At 63.6% G+C, this 18247-nt stretch carries 18 protein-coding genes; 8 read left to right on the top strand and 10 right to left on the bottom strand.

Annotated features, from left to right (window positions below):
• Nucleotides 1-40: 40 nt before the first annotated feature.
• Nucleotides 41-403, bottom strand: coding sequence for a response regulator (locus tag Q7V46_RS16380; RefSeq protein ID WP_304914627.1), 363 nt, complete (start codon nt 401-403; stop codon nt 41-43).
• A 61-nt stretch (nt 404-464) separates the two neighbouring features.
• The gene (locus Q7V46_RS16385; protein WP_304914628.1) at nt 465-911 is read right to left on the bottom strand and encodes a hypothetical protein; all 447 of its coding nucleotides are present in this window, start codon (nt 909-911) and stop codon (nt 465-467) included.
• Between the two features lie 169 nt (nt 912-1080).
• Between Q7V46_RS16385 and Q7V46_RS16390 the strand changes: the two genes are divergently transcribed.
• The 7 genes from Q7V46_RS16390 to Q7V46_RS16420 all read left to right on the top strand — a co-directional run bounded on the left by Q7V46_RS16390 (nt 1081) and on the right by Q7V46_RS16420 (nt 8048).
• Nucleotides 1081-2223 (top strand): response regulator, encoded by a 1143-nt coding sequence (locus tag Q7V46_RS16390; RefSeq protein ID WP_304914629.1) that lies wholly within the window; start codon nt 1081-1083, stop codon nt 2221-2223.
• Complete coding sequence (locus tag Q7V46_RS16395) at nt 2201-2830, top strand: response regulator transcription factor (protein WP_304914630.1); 630 nt, start codon at nt 2201-2203, stop codon at nt 2828-2830. Before Q7V46_RS16390 ends, Q7V46_RS16395 begins: the two co-directional genes overlap by 23 nt.
• A gap of 227 nt (nt 2831-3057) precedes the next feature.
• Complete coding sequence (locus tag Q7V46_RS16400) at nt 3058-4638, top strand: MFS transporter (RefSeq protein WP_304914631.1); 1581 nt, start codon at nt 3058-3060, stop codon at nt 4636-4638.
• Between the two features lie 32 nt (nt 4639-4670).
• On the top strand, nt 4671-5003 hold the full coding sequence (locus tag Q7V46_RS16405; protein ID WP_304914632.1) for a 4-oxalocrotonate tautomerase family protein: 333 nt from the start codon (nt 4671-4673) through the stop codon (nt 5001-5003).
• 19 nt (nt 5004-5022) lie between these two features.
• Nucleotides 5023-5715, top strand: coding sequence for a hypothetical protein (locus Q7V46_RS16410; RefSeq protein ID WP_304914633.1), 693 nt, complete (start codon nt 5023-5025; stop codon nt 5713-5715).
• A gap of 408 nt (nt 5716-6123) precedes the next feature.
• Complete coding sequence (locus tag Q7V46_RS16415) at nt 6124-6960, top strand: DUF4399 domain-containing protein (RefSeq protein ID WP_304914634.1); 837 nt, start codon at nt 6124-6126, stop codon at nt 6958-6960.
• 107 nt (nt 6961-7067) lie between these two features.
• A complete protein-coding gene (locus Q7V46_RS16420) occupies nt 7068-8048 on the top strand; it encodes an MBL fold metallo-hydrolase (RefSeq protein WP_304914635.1) in 981 nt (326 codons plus the stop codon).
• A gap of 37 nt (nt 8049-8085) precedes the next feature.
• Here Q7V46_RS16420 and Q7V46_RS16425 read toward each other — a convergent pair whose 3' ends face one another.
• The 6 genes from Q7V46_RS16425 to Q7V46_RS16450 all read right to left on the bottom strand — a co-directional run bounded on the left by Q7V46_RS16425 (nt 8086) and on the right by Q7V46_RS16450 (nt 13877).
• Nucleotides 8086-9030, bottom strand: coding sequence for a branched-chain amino acid ABC transporter permease (locus tag Q7V46_RS16425; protein WP_304914636.1), 945 nt, complete (start codon nt 9028-9030; stop codon nt 8086-8088).
• Nucleotides 9031-9071: 41 nt separating this feature from the next.
• Nucleotides 9072-9956, bottom strand: coding sequence for a branched-chain amino acid ABC transporter permease (locus Q7V46_RS16430; protein ID WP_304914637.1), 885 nt, complete (start codon nt 9954-9956; stop codon nt 9072-9074).
• 89 nt (nt 9957-10045) lie between these two features.
• Nucleotides 10046-11239, bottom strand: a complete 1194-nt coding sequence (locus tag Q7V46_RS16435) for an ABC transporter substrate-binding protein (RefSeq protein WP_304914638.1) — start codon at nt 11237-11239, stop codon at nt 10046-10048.
• Between the two features lie 51 nt (nt 11240-11290).
• Complete coding sequence (locus tag Q7V46_RS16440; protein WP_304914639.1) at nt 11291-11995, bottom strand: ABC transporter ATP-binding protein; 705 nt, start codon at nt 11993-11995, stop codon at nt 11291-11293.
• A gap of 2 nt (nt 11996-11997) precedes the next feature.
• Nucleotides 11998-12771 (bottom strand): ABC transporter ATP-binding protein, encoded by a 774-nt coding sequence (locus Q7V46_RS16445; RefSeq protein ID WP_304914640.1) that lies wholly within the window; start codon nt 12769-12771, stop codon nt 11998-12000.
• Between the two features lie 296 nt (nt 12772-13067).
• Entirely contained in the window at nt 13068-13877 is an 810-nt protein-coding gene (locus Q7V46_RS16450) for a 3-hydroxybutyrate dehydrogenase (RefSeq protein WP_304914641.1), read from the bottom strand.
• 119 nt (nt 13878-13996) lie between these two features.
• Here Q7V46_RS16450 and Q7V46_RS16455 point away from each other — a divergent pair, with 119 nt between their 5' ends.
• Nucleotides 13997-14569, top strand: coding sequence for a LuxR C-terminal-related transcriptional regulator (locus Q7V46_RS16455; protein ID WP_304914642.1), 573 nt, complete (start codon nt 13997-13999; stop codon nt 14567-14569).
• A 159-nt stretch (nt 14570-14728) separates the two neighbouring features.
• Here Q7V46_RS16455 and Q7V46_RS16460 read toward each other — a convergent pair whose 3' ends face one another.
• Together Q7V46_RS16460 and Q7V46_RS16465 are read right to left on the bottom strand one after the other, a co-directional pair.
• Nucleotides 14729-15856: an ABC transporter substrate-binding protein gene (locus Q7V46_RS16460; protein WP_304914643.1), complete on the bottom strand. Its 1128-nt coding sequence runs from the start codon at nt 15854-15856 to the stop codon at nt 14729-14731.
• A gap of 665 nt (nt 15857-16521) precedes the next feature.
• Entirely contained in the window at nt 16522-18060 is a 1539-nt protein-coding gene (locus Q7V46_RS16465; RefSeq protein ID WP_304914644.1) for a class I adenylate-forming enzyme family protein, read from the bottom strand.
• Nucleotides 18061-18247: the final 187 nt, after the last annotated feature.

Here is an 18247-nt window from a genome sequence, read left to right on the forward strand (position 1 = left end):
CTTGAGGGGGTAGCGCAAAGCGCTGCGGGGGAGGGCTTCATCATCGAATCACCTTCTGGATCACTTCGATCAGTCGGCTCGGATCGAATGGCTTGACCAGCCAGCCGGTGGCCCCAGCGCTGCGGCCAGCCTGTTTCATCTGGTCGCTCGACTCCGTGGTCAGGATCAGGATCGGGGTGGCCTTGAATTTGGGGTGATCGCGCAGCTTGCGCGTCAGGCCAAGGCCGTCGAGTCGGGGCATGTTCTGGTCGGTCAGCACCAGGTCGATCGTGTGGGTCTGGGCCTTCTCGAAGGCGTCCTGTCCGTCCACCGCTTCCACCACGTGGAAACCCGCTCCCGTCAGCGTGAAAGAGACCATTTTTCGCATGGAAGCCGAGTCGTCTACGGCAAGAATCGATAGCATGGAGCACTCCGTGTTTCGAACAAATATCGACAGAATCTGGGGGGACTTGAACGGTTCCGGGTCAAAACAGTTCGATGGAGCCGGCGTCCATTTCGTTTTGCGCGACCGGGCTGGGGCGATCCGGCATGGGATTCAGGCTGGCCATCGGAATTTCGTCCTCTTCGGGTTCCATGACTTCTTCGGCCAGGCGCCAGGCGCAACCCTGCAGAATCTTTCCGGTGTGGCCCAGCAACTGGGTCGCCATGTCGTGAAACTGCAATTCCGTCACGGCCTGGTGCAACTTCAGGCGGATCTGGCCGACATCGTCGTTCTGATCCATGGCCAAATGACCCAAGGCCTTTTCTGCGGCCCCAAAACGCTCCAGCAAGTTGCCGGTGGCGTGATCGAGCAGGCCTTCAAGCCGGTTCAGATCGGTCATGGCCATGAACAGGGCATCCTGCAGGTCGGCCACCACGCTCACGGGCAGGCTGACGGACGGCAGGGTCTGCGGCATCGGTGACGGGTCCATGGTGTGATGTGGTTCGGTCATTGGGGTGGGCAGTACAATTTTCTGCAACTGGTTGTTGCTGTATCGGCAGATAACCGGCCAAATTCAGCGGCATCTCTGCGCATAAGTGCACGCCGACGCGGCTGACAGCGTTCAGAGTCGGTCCCCCACCTCCTTCAACACGACCGGTATGAGCGAGACAAGCGACAAACCCACCGTCCGCATCCTTCATCTGGAAGATTCCCGGGTGGACCACGCGCTCGTGAAATTCGCCTTGCAGCGCAGCCAGCTGAACTGCGAGCTCGCGCTGGTGGACACGCTTGAGGATCTCTTGAAGGAACTGGCCACCGGTGGCTATGACATCGTGCTGGCCGACTACCATTTGCCCGGCTTCACAGGCCTGGACGCGTGGGATATCGTGCGTGAAACAGGCAGCAGCGACCTGCCCTTTGTGATCCTCTCTGGCGCCATTGGCGAGGCGGCAGCGGTAGAGGCCATGCACCGCGGTGTGAGCGATTACTTGCTCAAGGACAGCATGCACCGGCTCTCGCACGTGATCGAGCGCGCGCTGGAAGTGAGCCAGACCCGGCGCGCCAAGGCCCAGGCCGATGCCGAACTGGCCGACTCACGACAGCGGCTGGCCGAGCTGGCCGAACACCTGCAGGCATCGATCGAACAGGAGCGGGCCGACATCGCGCGCGAGATTCACGATGACATTGGCGGCGCGCTGGCTGCGGTGAAGCTTGATCTGGCCTGGGTCGGGCGGCATGCCAAGGATGAAGGCACCCTCAGCCATCTCAACACCGCCATGGAAATGCTGCAGCACGCCCTGGGCGCGAGCCAGCGCATCATGATGAACCTGCGCCCGCCCATCCTTGACCAGGGCCTGGTCGCAGCGGTGCAGTGGCTGGCCTCCAGTTTCGAGCGGCGCACCGGCCAGCGTGTGGTGGTGCGTCGCTCGTCCGAATTCATTGACGTGCCCCGCGACGTGCAGCTGGTGGCCTACCGCACCGCACAGGAAGGGCTCACCAACATCAGCAAGCACGCACAGGCCAGCCATGTTGACATCGACCTGAACGATCGCGAGGGCGTGCTCACCCTCGAAGTCACCGACAACGGCCGGGGCATGGGGCCTGATGCGCTGCGCAAGGCCAAATCATTCGGTCTGCTCGGCCTCACCGAACGGGCCGCCAAAGTGGGTGGCTGGCTCGATGTGAGCTCATCCCCCAGCGGGACGGCGCTGATTCTCTCGGTCCCCTTGTCGCCGGAAGCGATGCCGGGCGACACCGACCACAACCTACAGGAGCCTCATGATCAAAGTGATTTTGTGTGACGACCATGCGGTGGTGCGTCGCGGCATACGCGACACCATCTCGGAGGCGGTGGACATCCAGGTCGTCGGTGAAGCAGGCAGCTATCCCGAACTGCGCGATCAGATGCGCAAGACCCCATGCGACGTGCTGGTGCTGGACCTGAACATGCCTGGGCGCGGCGGTCTGGAGGTGCTGGGTGCGCTCAAGGAAGAGGGCTCCACCGTGAAGACGCTGGTGGTCTCGATGTACCCTGAAGACCAGTACGCCATCCGCTGCCTGCGCGCAGGCGCCCGGGGCTACCTGAACAAGGCAGGCGAGCCAGCCGAACTGGTGGCAGCCATCCGCACCGTGCAGCAGGGCCGCAAGTATGTGACGGCCGAAGTGGCGCAGATGCTGGTCGACACCCTGAACAAGCCGGAAGACGAAGAGCTGCACGCCAGTTTGTCCGAGCGCGAACTGCAGACCCTGCAGAAGATCGCCACCGGCAAGAAACTCTCCGAGATCGCTGAGGAACTCATGCTCAGCCCCAAGACCGTGAGCGTGTACCGCGCCCGGGTGCTGGAGAAGCTCCACCTGGCGAACAATGCCGAACTGACGGTGTACGCGATCCGGAATGGGATAGTCTGACCCCCCGCGCCGCCTTCGGCGTCACCCCCCTGGAAGGGGGGCGCACCCAGTGGCCCGGCTAAGCCGGTTCCACGGGTGCCCTGGAATAGCTCCCCCTCGCTCGTGGCCGTGCTTTTCTCCCTAGCCCCTTTTTTGGGCTGGGGTGAGGGGCCCGAGAGTGAGGTGGCCACTTCAACGCCAATGAGTGCCTTCAGGCACGAAGACAGCGCCTGCGGAATAATGGGTTGATGTCAACTTCCCATTCGATATGGAGCCCCCTTCGACAGCCCGCCTTCCGCGGGCTGTGGCTTTGTGGGGCCGTGTTCTTCATCGGGGCGGGCATGCAGACCATGGCGGCTGCCTGGCTCATGGTCGAACTCACGGGGTCTTCGTTCCTGGCCGCGCTGGTGCAAACCGCGGTGTTTCTGCCCATGTTCCTGCTGGCTCTGCCTGCCGGCGTGCTGGCCGACACCACAGACCGCAGGCGACTGATCTCTGGCGCCTTGCTGGCCCAGGTGGCGGCCTGTTTGTTGCTGGCGGTGCTGGTACTGGCGGGCTGGGGCGGGCCGGCTTCGGTGCTGTTTCTGGTGTTCGTGTGTGGCTGCTGCACCGCTGCCATCACGCCGGCCTGGAACTCTTCGGTGGTGGACCCGGTGCCCCGCGCCGAATGGCCGCAGGCCATCACTGCCATCGGCATCGCCTACAACGCAGCGCGCGCCATCGGCCCCATGCTGGCGGGTCTGCTGTTTGCCCGGCTGGGCGCAGGCTGGGTGTTCATGGTCACGGTGTTCACCACGCTGGTGATGTGGGAGTCGATCCGGCGCTGGCCGCCCAAGGCGCACCCGCCTTCCACGTTGCCGCCCGAGCGCCTGTGGGGCGGCACGCTCAGCGGCCTGCGGTTTGCCTGGCACTCGCGCATCATCCTGGCCCAACTGGTGCGGGTGATGGCCTTCAGTGCCGCGGGTTCTGCGTTGTGGGCATTGCTGCCGGTGATCGCTCAGCGCCAGCTGGGCACGGGCGCCGAAGGCTTCGGTCTGCTCATGGGCTGCCTGGGCACCGGGGCGGTGGCGGCGGGTCTGGTCATCGGTCGGATGCGGGCGCGCTTCTCGCTGGACAGCATCGTCGCCACCAGCTGTGTGGTGTTTGCGTCCGTGATGCTGGTGGCCGCCTTCATCAACCTGCCGTGGCTGGTGTACGGAGCCATGGCCATGGGCGGCGCGGCCTGGATGTCCACCATGTCCACCTTCAACACCGCGACCCAGGCCAGCGCCCCACCCTGGGTGCGCTCGCGTGCGGTGGCCCTGCACATCGTTTCGGCACTCGGCGCGTTCGCCATCGGGTCGGCGTTCTGGGGAGCGGTGTCCGACATCGTCGGCCTCACGCCTGCGCTGGTGGCTGCCGGCGTGCTCATGGCGGCCGGTCTGCTGCTGGTGCGGCCGTTTCCCTTGCGCGTGGGCGCCGACCACGAAGTGACCCAGGGCACGCCCTGGGACGAGCTGTTTCTGGAAGCCGAACCCAGCCCGGAGGCGGGGCCGGTGGCGGTGGAGGTGGGCTACCGCATCCGCCCCGGCGAAGACAAGGCGTTTCTGGACACCATTGCCCGCATGAAGGCGCCACGTCGACGCGACGGCGCCACCTTCTGGCGGGTCTACAAAGACCTGGGTGAACCCTCGCGTTATGTGGAGCGCTTCATCGTCACCTCATGGGCCGACTACCTGCACCAGCGTGCCAGAGCCACCATGGCCGACCGGGTCATCGAGGTGGACGTGCGCGCCTTTCTGGCGCCAGGCGAGCGTGCGCTGATGTCGCACTACATCGCGGAGCGCTGACCCACCAAAGACCAATGCACGGAGAAATATCAATGCCCCTGGTTCAGATCCCCCTGGCGCGCCGTGACACCCCCACCACGGCCGGGCAGATAGCCGCCCTGATTGCCGGCATCACCGACCTGATGCAAAGCGTGTTCGACCAAAACCGCGAAAGCGTGGTGGTGATCATCGACGGGGTGGACCCCGTGAACTGGGGTGTAGGCCGTGAGCCGGTCACCAGCATGCGGGCGAGGCGGAAATCAGGTCGATCGCCGCGCCTTTGCAGCATCTGGATACCGCCGCCGGGTGGCCGGGCGTGCGCACCACCCTGTTCTTCGAGGCAAAGGCTCCTTCCATTCGAGGGTGCCATGCTGGCCCGTCATTGACCACACACGGAGGCACTCCATGCGAGGCATGCTCGATTTCAGTTCGTGGTCCACCGTGTTGACCACGGTGCTCAGCCTTGTGCTGGTCTCCCTCGTGTTCGTCGGCGTTCGGCTGGTGTTCATGCAGACCTTCCAGCGGCGGCGTGAACGCGAAAACCGCCAGATCAACGAGCGTCTGAAGGTCCTGATCGCCGCCTACAAAACCCTGGGTGGATCGTTCACCGGTGTGTTGACCGTCGATCCTGCTCACCTGCGTGAGTTGCGACCGGACACTGCCGCAGACGAAGGCGCAGAACCCGACACCCTCGCCACCGCCTCCGAGCGCCGCAGGCGGATACGCGATGCCGTGGAGGCGGCACTTTCCGATGTCATTCTGCTGGGTACCGAAGAACAGGTGCGGCTTGCTGCGCATGCCGCCAATGAAATGGTGATGGGACGCCATGTTGAAGTGGCCGCGCTGGTGGTTTCGCTGCGGGACTTCATCCGCCAGGCGCTTGACCTGACGCCTGTTCCGCCCGGCACAGTGGTGCCCAACCAGGGGCCGCTTCGCGTCAGCGCAGGCGGAGGCAGCGCCCGGCGCGGTGGTGGTGCCGGTGGACGAGGTGGCGGGGGTGCCGGTGGAGGTGGTGCCGGCATGGGGATCGGCGTGGGAGTGGGAGCCGGAGGTGGTGCGGCTGCCGGAGGCGCCGGGCGGGTGGGCGACACGAGCTGAGCCAGGCGCTGGTTTGCGTGGGCGGATTGTCTGCGCCGGAAGCCGCTCAGAGTGGCCTGCACACGGCCGAGGTGCAAACGCTGGTTCTCATGCGCCACCCCCTCGGGTCAGCGCAGTTGCAGCGTGGTGATGAATGGGGAGCCTCGGCGCGCTGGCCGAAGCCGTCTGTTTGGACGACCTGGCACCGCGCGGCGGTTGTGGTGCAGGCAACTGCCTAACCCGGCTCCGCGGGGGGGCGATCCAGGAAGTCCATCTGGCAAGGCAGATGTGCAGGTGTGGGTTCATTCGCCGGATAACCCAAAACCGTGAATGGATATGTCCCTGCGCAAGGCTGCTGGAATGTGCTGACCATAAAATTACCGATCAGTATAGATACATACCAATCGTTATATTTCGAAAGCCTCCTCCATGAAGACCACCTCCACACGGCTCCCAGTTTGGGGCTCATCCCTGGCTTTGACACTGTTTGCAACTGCCATGCCGCTTGCAGCGCAAAGCCCGGCGGCGCCAACAGACGAAGTGGAGTCAAGTTTGCATCCGTGGGTGGTGCCGGCACCGCGTGCAGCTGAAACCTATTTCACCAACCTGAAGGATGGCGGTACTTACGAGTCGCCCTTTGTCGCGCGGTTTGGCCTCTCCATGCGCGGCTTGGTGCCTGCGGGCGAAACCGCCGGACGCGCCGGCCATCACCATTTGCTTGTGAATCAGGATTTGCCTCTCGATTTCGAGAGGCCGCTGCCTTTCACCGACCAATACATTCACTTCGGCAAGGGTCAGATGGAAATGGTTGTGGACCTGCCGCCGGGCAAGTACAAGTTTCGCCTGCTGCTGGCGGACCAGGGGCACATCCCTTACTTCGTCTACAGCAAACCCCTGAACGTGACCATCAGCAAACAAAACAAGGATGTGACACCGGCCTCTGTGCAAGGCCCTGCCCGTGTTGAGCTGTTGAGTCCGGCGGATCGTGAGACGGTGAAAGGCCCGTTCCGGGTGCAGTTCCACGCAAGTGGCTACAACGTGTCGCATGTCAGCCCCAAGATGGCGGATACCGGGCACTTCCGGCTCACGATGGAGCGCGCTGGACGCAGGCCTGAGGTGATTGATTTCACCGCCGGGCAAACCGAAACCTGGCTCAATCCACCGGCGGGGGACTACAGCCTGCGTCTCGAGATGATCAGCAACACCGACGCGGGAAAAGTACTCAGCGCGACCAGAACATCGACAGTGTCAGTCGCCGCGCGCTGAGCCTGTGAAGCGATGGCTGCAGGACATGCCCCGGCTCACTGAGCACTGAGGTAAACCAGCCGCGCCACCTCCCTTTGTCTTTTCAAAACTTCACTGGAGATCCGCTCATGGTCAATCGTCGACAGTTCATTTCCAGCAGCCTGGGTGGATTTGCTGCTTACGCTGCCGGCACGTTCGTACCGGCGTGGGCCCAGAACGCTCCCAACCTTGGCACGCCCGTGTTGCCCAATCCTGGCTTTCGACGCGTCAAGGTGGGACAAGTAGAGGTGGTGTCGCTGCTCGACGGCGTCTCGCGCCGGCCGCTGGGCGAGGAATTTGTGGCCAACGCGCCTTTGGCCGAGGTCAAGGCACTGTTGGCCTCGCAGGGGTTGTCCACCGACTATGTGGATGTACCTTACACACCGTTCCTGGTGGTTGCAGGACAACGCCGGATCCTCATGGACACTGGCCTGGGCGACTGGGGAGGCCCCACCACCGGCAAGCTGCTCGAGAACCTGCGAGCCGCTGGCTTTGGCGCCGAAGACATTGATACGGTGCTCATCAGTCACTATCACGGCGACCACATCAATGGCTTGCGAAATCGGGCTGGCGAGTATGTGTTCAGGAACGCGACGGTGATGGTGCCCGCCGGTGAACACGCCTACTGGATGGACGAAACCCGCGCCGCTCAGGCGACGGCCGGGCGCATGAAGGGCCTGTTTGACAATGCGCGCCGCACGTTCGGGAGCATGCCTGCAGGCATGCTCCAGATCTTTGAGCCTGGCTCCGAAGTGCTGCCCGGTATCACATCCGTCAACGCCTATGGCCACACGCCGGGGATGACGATGTTCGATGTGCGATCAGACGGTGAGTCCTTCATTTTCCTGGCCGACCTGACCAACATACCTGCACTGTTTGCGCGCAATCCGGATCTGGCAGTGGCTTTCGACATGGATGCTGAGGCGGCACGGCAGACACGCCGCATGGCGTTTGAACGCATCGTCGCCAACAATGCCATGGTGGGAGGGTTTCACTTCCCGTTTCCTGCCGTGGGTCACATGGTGGCGGTGGGTGCGGGCTACGACTTCAAACCGGTGGCACCGGCCTGAACCGCGGAGCGTTCAGCCGTCACGGGGTCTCCTCAGCTCAGGTCTTCTGGCGGCGCAATATGAACGCCTGCAATTCCCCAACAATGCCTTTGCGGAATGCGAGCACGCAGACGACGAAGATCACACCGATGATCACGGTGACCCAGGAACCCACCTTGTCGGCCAGCAGGTTCTGTAGCGCGATCACAAGGCCGGCGCCGAGCACCGGACCGAACAGCGTGCCCACGCCACCCAGCAGGGACATGAGGATGACCTCTCCCGACATGCTCCAGTGCGCGTCGGAAAGGGTTGCAAAACCCATTGCCACCGTCTTGAGGGAACCCGCCAGACCGGCCAGGGCAGCGGACAGCACGAACGCCAGCAACTTGTAGCGGTCGGTCTGGTAGCCAAGCGAGATGGCACGGGGCTCGTTCTCCCGGATCATCTTGAGCACCTGTCCGAACGGCGAGTGAACGATGCGGGAAATGCCCAGAAAGCAGGCGACGAAAACCGCGAGCACCAGGTAGTACATCGTGGTGTCCGAAGCCAGAGAGATCAGTCCAAACAGTTCTCCACGGGGAACACCCTGCAATCCATCCTCGCCCCCGGTCTGGGGCAGTTGAAGACAGAGGAAGTAGACCATCTGGGCAATCGCCAGGGTGATCATTGCAAAGTAGATGCCCTGCCGACGGATCGCGACCAGACCCACGACCAGGCCGATCAAACCGGCGCCCAGCGTGCCCGCGACCAGGCCCCATTCCGGCGTCAATGAATAGGTCTTGATCACGTGACCGGAGATATAGGCTGCAGAGCCAAAGAAGGCCGCGTGTCCGAACGACAGCAGGCCGGTGAAGCCGAGCAGAAGATTGAAGGCACAGGCGAACAGGGCGAAGCACAGCAGCTTCATCAGGAACAGAGGGTAGAGGCCCATCAGGGGGGCGGCCAAAGCCAGTGCCAGCAGGATGGCATAGGTCAGGCGGGAGAATTGGGACAGGTTTTTCATACGGGTGCTGGGCAAATAGCTCTGGTGTGTTGCGTGTGACTTCAGGCCTCTTTGCCGAACAGGCCGGCAGGGCGCACCATGAGAACCAGGACCATGATGACGAACACCACGATGTTCGACGCCTCGGGATAGAAAACGCGGGTCAGTCCCTCGACCACGCCCAGCGCCAGACCCGTGATGATCGAACCCATGATGGAGCCCATGCCCCCAATCACAACGACAGCAAACACCACGATGATCAGGTTGGACCCCATCATCGGACTGACCAGCACAATGGGTGCCGCCAGCACGCCCGCCAGTGCCGCCAGCCCGGCACCCGCGCCGTAGGTCAGCATGACCATGAGGGGGACGTTGACGCCAAAGGTCTGGACCAGTGCAGCGTTTTCGGTGCCTGCCCTCAGGTAGGCGCCCAGCCGTGTGCGCTCGATGAGGTACCAGGTGCCAAAACAGACCAGCAGCGATGCAAACACCACCCACGCGCGGTAATTGGGCATGAACATGAAGCCAAGGTCGGTCCCCCCCTGCAGCAGTTCGGGAACCGGGTAGCTCTGTCCGGAAGCCCCGTACATCTCGCGGAACAGGCCTTCGAGAATCAGGGTGAGGCCAAAGGTCAGCAGCAGGCCGTACAGGTGATCGAGCCCGTACAGATGCCGGAGCAACAGGCGCTCGATCACGATGCCCAAGGCACCCACGATGAGTGGTGCGAGCAACAACGCCGCCCAGTAGTTCACGCCGAACTTGTCCAGCAGGATCCAGGCGGCAAATGCGCCCAGCATGTAAAGGGTCCCGTGCGCGAAATTGACCACGCCGAGAAGACCAAAAATCACCGCAAGTCCGAGGCTGAGCATGGCGTAGAAGGCGCCATTGACGAGGCCGAGCAGGATCTGGCCCAGGAAGGCCTGATGGGGTATGCCGAAAATTTCCATGGAAACGCGTCCGGTCAGGCCAGACGGAAAAAAGCAACCAGACAGCCGAAGAGGCGCGCTCCCGCAGGAGCGCGCCTTGCTTCAAACGCTTACTTCTTGATCAGCGAGCACTTGGAGTCGGCCACCGTGGTGAACGCCTGCTCGCCGGGGACCGTGGCCACCAGCTTGTAGTAATCCCACGGCTTGGTGGATTCGCTGGGGGCCTTTACCTGGTACAGGTACATGTCGTGGATCATCCGGCCATCGGCGCGGATCTGGCCTTTGCTGTAGAAGTCATTGACCTTCGTGCTCTTCATCGTGGCCATGACCTTGTCTGCGTCGGTGGTACCAGCCGCCTGCACAGCCTTCAGGTAGGTCGTGGTCGCCGAATAGTTGGCGGCCTGGATGGACGATGGCATGCGCTTGTACTTGTCAAAGAAGCGCTGGGCGAACTTGCGCGAGTCATCGTCCTGGTTCCAGTACCAGCTGTCTGCCAGCTGCAGCCCTTCGGTGTTGGAAAGGCCCAGGCTGTGCACGTCGTTGATGAACACCAGCAAGCCTGCGATCTTCATGGTTTTGTTGATGCCGAATTCCCTGGAAGCCTTCATCGCATTCGTGAAGTCGCCTCCCGCGTTGGCCAGCGCCAGCACCTGTGCCTTGGACGTTTGTGCCTGCAGCAGGAAAGACGAAAAGTCCGATGCGTTCAGGGGGTGGCGCACCGCACCGGCCACGGCGCCACCGTTGGCTCTCACAACCGCCGATGCATCGGCCTCCAGTGAATGGCCAAAAGCATAGTCGGCGGTCAGGAAGAACCAGTTTTTTGAACCCCCTTTGACCAGCGCGTTGCCAGCCACCTTGGCCAGAGCGACGGTGTCATAGGCGTAGTGCACGGTGTAGGGTGTGCAGGCATCGTTGGTCAGGCGCGACGAGCCTGCACCGATGGACATGAAGGGAAGCTTTTTCTCCTGAGCCACGGTGGCCATGGCCAGGGCCGCGCCGGAGTTGGTGCCACCCACCAGCATGGACAGGCCGTCCTTGTCGACCCACTCGCGTGCCTTGGAACTGGCCACGTCGGCCTTGTTCTGGTGATCGGCGCTCAGCACCTCGATCGGGCGACCCAGCACCTTGCCACCAAAGTCTTCGGCTGCCCACTTGACCATTTCGGCGCCGGCGGGGCCGTCGATGTCAGCGTACAGGCTGGACATGTCGGTGATGAAGCCGATCTTGACGGGGCCTGTGCCCTGTGCGGATGCGGCGGATGCCAGCGCGATGGACGCGGCAATGACGACGGGTTTGAGTTTCATGATGTCTCCTTTGGGTTGAAAAATTCCAGGGTGCAAGACCCGTTGCTGCGGTTACACGCCCAGGTATTCCTGCAACATGGCCGTGTTCTGACTCAGTTCCTTCTTCTCGAACTGCTTGACGATGACGCCGTGCTCCATCACGTAGAAGCGATCGGCGAGCGGTGCCGCAAAGCGGAAGTTCTGTTCGACCAGCACGATCGTGTAGCCTTTTTTCTTGAGGGCAACGATCATTTCTGCCAGCTTCTGCACGATGACCGGTGCCAGGCCTTCGGAGATCTCGTCCAGCAGCAGCAGGCGGGCACCCGTACGCAGAATCCGGGCGACCGCGAGCATCTGTTGTTCACCACCAGACAAGCGTGTGCCGGGACTGTTGGCGCGCTCTTTCAGGTTGGGAAACATGTCGTAGATTTCGTCCAGCGACATGCCGTCGGGCCCCAGCACGGGCGGCAGCATGAGGTTTTCCTCGGCGCTCAGGCTGGCGAAGATGCCGCGCTCTTCCGGGCAGTAGCCGATACCCAGATGGGCCACTCGGTGCGGCGCCATCCCGATGGACTCTTTCCCCATGATGCGGATCGATCCTGTGCGTTTGCCGGTGAGGCCGACGATGGCGCGCATGGTGGTGGTCCGGCCGGCACCGTTGCGACCCAGCAGCGTGATGACCTCACCTTCGTGAACGGTGAGGTTCACCCCGTGCAGGATGTGCGACTCGCCGTACCAGGCGTGCAGGTCCTCGATGTGGAGCATTTCCTGGGCCATGGTCAGTGCGCTCCTTGCAGGGCGGTGTCTGCCGAACCCATGTAGGCCTCGATCACCTGGGGATTGCTGGAGACTTCCGCATACGGGCCATCGGCAATGATCGCGCCTCGCTGCAGCACCGTGATTCGGTCTGCGATCGAAGCGACGACGTTCATGTTGTGCTCCACCATCAGGATGGTCCGGCCCGCGGACACCTTCTTGATCAGTTGCGTGACGCGGTCCACGTCTTCATGGCCCATGCCTTGTGTGGGCTCGTCAAGCAGCATGAGTTCAGGCTCCAGCGCCAGGGTGGTGGCGAGCTCCAGCGCACGCTTGCGGCCGTAGGGAAGACTCACCGTCAACTCTTCGGCGAAGTCCTGCAGGTCCACCGCCGCCAGCAGCTCCCGTGCACGTTCGTGCAGCGGATGCAGTGAACGCTCCGCCTTCCAGAAATGAAATGAGGTTCCGAGGTTGCGCTGCAAGGCTGCGCGCACGTTTTCCAGCACCGTCATGTGCGGGAACACCGCAGAAATCTGGAACGAGCGGATGATTCCGCGTCGCGCAGTCTGGGCGGGCTTTTCGTGCGTGATGTCGACACCGTTGAACTGGATGCTGCCGCTGCTGGGCGGCAGGAACTTGGTCAGCAGGTTGAAGAACGTCGTCTTGCCTGCCCCGTTGGGGCCGATCAGTGCGTGGATATGGCCGCGCTGAACTTTCATATCCACCTGATTGACGGCCACGAATCCCTTGAATTCCTTGGTCAGACTCTGTGTTTCGAGAATGCACTCTGCAGACAAATTGCTCTCCGGAGACGGGTTTCGATAGGTACTTCGGCTTGTGCCAAACAGCGACCGATGGTGAGGGATGGGGTGTGAATGCGCGAGCGGGTTGGTACTAGCGTAGTTCTACGCATCTGCAGATCGGGACCTGGGGAATCGCAGTCATCAGCCAGACCAAGGCATCGCTGCACCAGACCGAAGCGGCGCGCGCATCCCCTGGGACTCCCGATCTGCGATGCCCTGCGTGCTGGTATGCAATTCCGTGGGTGTTGTGGGGCCTCAACACCTGAACAGAGCGCCGAGCGCCCGCGCGTTCACTGCGCCGTCCATCCCCCGTCAATGGGAATGGCCGCACCGGTGAGGTTGTGGGCTGCCGGGTCGCAGAGCCAGAGAAGGGTGCGTGCGATTTCTTCGGGCAACGAGGTGCGACCGCTGGGTTGTTTTTCTTTCAACAGGTCGCGGATGCCCGCATCGCGGTCGCCGCCGAACTGGTCGGCCCGTGCGAGTATCTGCGGTTCGATGATGGCGGTTTCGGTCCAGCCGGGGCAGATGCAGTTGGCGGTCACGCCCCCGCTGGCGCGGTTGCCGGCCTGTGCGGCTTCCAGCGCCGCTACGCGCGTGAGGCCCACCAGGCCGAACTTGGCCGCCACATAGGGTGCCTTGTTGACCGATGCGACCAGCCCGTGCACGGACGCGATGTTGATGATCCGGCCGTAGCCGCGTTCAACCATGCCGGGCATGGCCAGGCGCATGGTGTCGAAGGCGGCCGAGAGGTTGATGGCGAGGATCGCGTCCCACCGGGCGCGGGGCATGTCCTGCAGGGCCGCCGTGTGCTGAATACCGGCGTTGTTGACAAGGATGTCGAGCGGGCCTGCGGCCAGCACCTCTTCCATCATGCGGGCCACTTGCTCCGGGTCGGCCAGGTCGTGCGAGAGCGAGACCACTGGCCTGGCGGTGATGGCGCTGAGGGCTTCGCGCGCGGCGGTGTGCGCGGCTGCGTTGGGCAGTCCGTGCAGCACGACCTCGGCGCCGGCCCTGGCAAGTTCCTGGGCCATGGCCAGACCAATGCCTTGGACGGAACCGGTGACCAGGGCGCGGCGGTTGTGCAGGGAAGTGGTTGTCATCGGGTAAAGCTCCTGTGGGTGGGTAAATGGATAGGAAAACGACAAACGGGGAGATACCCGCCTGTCAAGAGTGTCTTTACGCACACGGGCAATGGGCCTTGCCGCCACAATCCGGGGCCATGACCCACACCGTGAACGAACCTGAAGCTTTGCAGACGATGCAAATGGCCTTTGACCTTGCGCCGGTGGGACTTTGTGTGTCGCGCCACCGCGTGGTGGTGTTTTGCAACGAAGTCTTTGCCAGACAGTTCGGGTATGCGGTGCCGGAGCTGCTGGACGCGCCGTTTGCGATCCTGTACCCCACGTTGAACGAGTTCGCCAACATCGGCGAGCAGGGCGAAGCCGTGATGCGCCAGACAGGCTTGTACAGCGACGAACGCATCATGCGGCGACGCGACGGATCCTTGTTCTGGTGCCACGCGTCCGGCCGTGCCAGCGACCGCGCAGACCCTTTTGCCTGTGCGGTGTGGATGTTCGAAGACATTTCGCAGCGCCGACCGGTGACCACACCGCTGACCCCGCGTGAGCGCGAAGTCGCCCAGCATCTGGTGGCGGGGCTCACCAGCAAGCAGATCGCGCGCGTGCTCGACCTCAGTCCGCGCACGGTCGAGGCGCACCGCGCGCGTCTGATGACCAAGCACAAGGCCGCCACACAGGGCGAACTGGTGGCGAAGCTGCTGGGGCACGTCTGACGCTGGTTCATGGGCATGTAGCCGGAGTGCATGCTCCCCAACCAAGGGCGACAAAGGTCCGGCTCTGCCGGCCCAAGGCGCCGTCCCCCTCCGAGCCGAAGGCGCAAGAGAGGGGAAGCCGCGTCAGCGGCGCAGGGGGTGCTTCACGTCTGGGGGAAGTCACTTCAACAACTTGCCGTGGCTCCCGATCACCGTCACTTCGACATAGCGTGAGCCAATGCGGTTGTCCGGCGCGTAGCGCACGAAGGTGCCGCCCAGGTCGAAATTGTTCATGGTCTCCAGGGCCTTGATCACACCGGCGCGTGTGGGACGGGGGCCGGCACGGCGCAGGCCTTCCACCAGCACCTTGGCGCCCAGGAACTGCTCGAAGCTGGTGTAGTTCACCAGCTCATCCGGCGCGTATTGCTTGAGCAGGCGCTGGTACTCGCGCACCACCGGCATGGCGGGCATGAAAGGGTAGGGCACCACCTGACTCACACCGAGGCCGTGCGCGTGCTTGAGCCCGGCGAGCTTGACGATTTCGGCCGGGTCGACCACCGAGATGTTGTACAGCTGAGCGCCACCGCCCGCTTCCCGGTAGCGCTGGATGAAGGCCGACGTGGGGCGGTTCACCGAGATCATGATGACCGCCTGCGCGTCGGAGGCCCGGATGGTCTTCACGGCCTCGTCCACCTGGTCGGTGTTGCGCTCGTAGGGAGCGGCGGCGGTCAGCGTCAACCCGCGCTTGGCCAGTGCGCGCTCCACCCCTTCCAGTCCGGCCTTGCCGAAGCCGTCGTCCTGGTACATCACGGCCACGCGCTTCATGCCCAGTGTGGTGACCTGCTGCACCATGTGCTCGGTCTCGTCGCCGTAGCCTGCGCGCACGTGGAAGATCCAGGGATTGAAAGGTGTTCGCAAAGGTTCACCGCCCGTGTAGGGCGCCACCAGCGCGGCCCCGCCCTGGCTCAGCACGCCATCGGTGAGCAACTTGCCCACGTTGGCGGTGCCGGCAAAGCCGAAAAGGGCCACCACCTCGGGGTTGGCCAGCGCCTCCTTGGTGAGGCGAAGGGTCTCATCGACCTTGTAGCCGTCGTCGGTCACTTGCAACCGGATCTTCTGGCCGTTGATGCCACCGGTGGCGTTGATGTGGTCGAAGTAGATCTGTCCTCCGACCACCATCTGCTTGCCGGTGCTCGCGAGAACGCCGGTCAACGGAGCGACCTGGCTGATGACGATGTCGCTGGCCGAGGCCATGCCCTGGAACAGGAACAGGGCGGTGACAAGGATGCGTTTTCCAAGGAAGCACATGCGGATCTCCTTTGTTGTGGGGAAGCTCGTGAAGAGCCGCAATGGTGGGATAGCTCCGTCGATGCAGCAGCGGGGCAATCCATGACGTATTTCTACGCTACTGCACCGGATGTCCGCCTATTCGGCTGGCCCGGGCACCCGAATAGGCGGACAGCTGCATGCCCTGGATGTTCCCGCTGACACGTCGCCGGCCACTGTTTGCGGCCTCGCGGATGGCCCTTCTGGCCGGGTTGCTGCGACAGATCGTGTTCCCGAAATTGCAGCACGATCGCCAGCGTGGATGGGCTTCTCGCGGGATGCCATTCTTCGCTGACAACCCGTCGAGGCGCGTTCATGCGCCACGGGGGAGCGCGTCGCCGGCTCGGTTGGGACGGGGCGCGCCCCGCGAGTGCCCTGCGGGCAGGGTGTCGCTTGCCGGTCGGGATGTCCGGCGATCGGTGGGTGGTTTGGTCGGCGCTGTTTTGGCGGGCTGCGTGAACTACCTCACGGCGGGGTGTCAGCCTTTCGACAGCTTGGACGCAAAGCCAGGCAAGTTCCGCGCAGCTCACGCTTTCGTGCCAAGCTCCAGCGCAGGCGTTCCTGCCATCACCACAAGCGCGTTGGTCACGGTGGCGCTCCCGACCTTGTGGTTGTTGCTGCAGAAAAGGTGGCAGTCCCGCTGCCCTTCAGGTGCGCGATGCGGCAAGCCGCTCGCGCAGCGCCGTCTTGAGCACCTTGCCGTAGTTGTTCTTGGGCAGCTCGGCCACCACTTCGTAGCGCTTGGGTCGCTTGAACCGTGCCATCTGGGCCAGGCAGTGCTGGTCCAGCGCCTCCACCGTGACAGTCGTGCCCGGTTGCACCACCACGAAGGCCACCACCGACTCTCCCCACTCCGGGTCGGGTGTGCCCACCACAGCCACCTCGGTCACGCCGGGCAGGGTCAACAACACCTCCTCCACTTCGCGCGGGTAGATGTTGGAGCCGCCGCTGATGATCAGGTCCTTGCTGCGGTCCTTCAGTGTCAGAAAGCCATCGGCGTCGAGACAGCCGGTATCGCCGGTGAACAGCCAGCCTTCGCGCACCGCGGCGGCGGTGGCGTCAGGGTTGTTCCAGTAGCCAGCCATCACGCTGTCGCCCTTGACCAGCACCTCGCCCACCTCGCCGGTGACCAGTGGTCGTCCGTCTGCATCTGCCACGCGCAGCTGTACCGGCGTTTGCGATACACCGACCGATGCGATGCGCTCGGCCCAGCGCGGGTGATCGGTGTCGTTCAGTTGTTCGCGAGAGAGGGCGGTCGCGACCATGGGCGTTTCGCCCTGCCCGTAGATCTGCACAAAGCGCGGCCCCATCACCTGCAGCGCGCGCCGGATGTCGGCGGCGTACATGGGTGCGCCACCGTAGACGATGGTCTTGAAGGCCTGTGCGCAGCGTACCGGGTCGATGCCGTGCTGCTCGGCGTGGTCGACCAGGCGCTTCACGATGGTGGGTGCAGCGAAGGTGGACAGCGGCGCGAGCTGCCAGCCGAGTTCAAACAGTTCGGCTGGCTCCACACCACCGGAAGCGGGCACCACATGCCGTGCCCCGGCCATCACGTGCGGAATGGCGTACAGGCCGGCACCGTGCGACATGGGCGCGGCGTAGACGATGGCGTCGTTGGCGGCCACCGGGTCCACGTCGATGAAGTAGGTCAGGCCCATCGTCATCAGGTTGCGGTGGGTGAGCATCACGCCCTTGGGCCGCCCGGTGGTCCCGCTGGTGTAGAACAGCCAGGCCAGGTCATGCGGTTCGCGATCGACCACGGGCACAGCAAAGGCATCCACCGCCGGCGCCAGCAGCTCGTCACACGCCTGTGTCTCCACGTCGACCTGGCGCTCCAGCCCGGCCAGCGGCCCGGGTGCCACGTCGTGTGTCACGAACGCCCAGCGGGCTTGCGAATCGGCCGCGATCCACTCCACTTCGCGGGGGTGCAGCTTGGCGTTGACCGGCACCACCACCAGACCGGCCCACCAGGCCGCCCACAGGATCTCCAGGTAGCGCGGCTGGTTGCGCATGAAGATCAGCACCCGGTCACCTGGGACGAGACCTGCCGCCTGCATGCGTTGCGCCAGGCCGGCGCTGCGCGCCGCCCATTGACCGTAGCTGGCCCACTGCTTGGTCCCGTAAAGGATCGCGGGTCGTTCAGGTTGGAGGGTGGCGTGCCTCAGCAGCAGGTGGACCAGGCTCATGGTGGGAAGGGCTCTCTGGATGAAGGGGACAAGGTGCGCGTGCGGACTAGGAGCCTGCGCGGCAGAACGACATCGGCTGCAACGCATGGAGAAAAGTCCCACTTCGCCCCCGTTTTTCCGGCTGTGGCTACGGCCACAGTCCTCAAAATCGGCGCCGAATTGGGCTCTTTTCCCACGCGTTTCGCTT

It is taken from the genome of Hydrogenophaga sp. (genome assembly GCF_030651625.1).
GTDB lineage: Bacteria > Pseudomonadota > Gammaproteobacteria > Burkholderiales > Burkholderiaceae_C > Hydrogenophaga.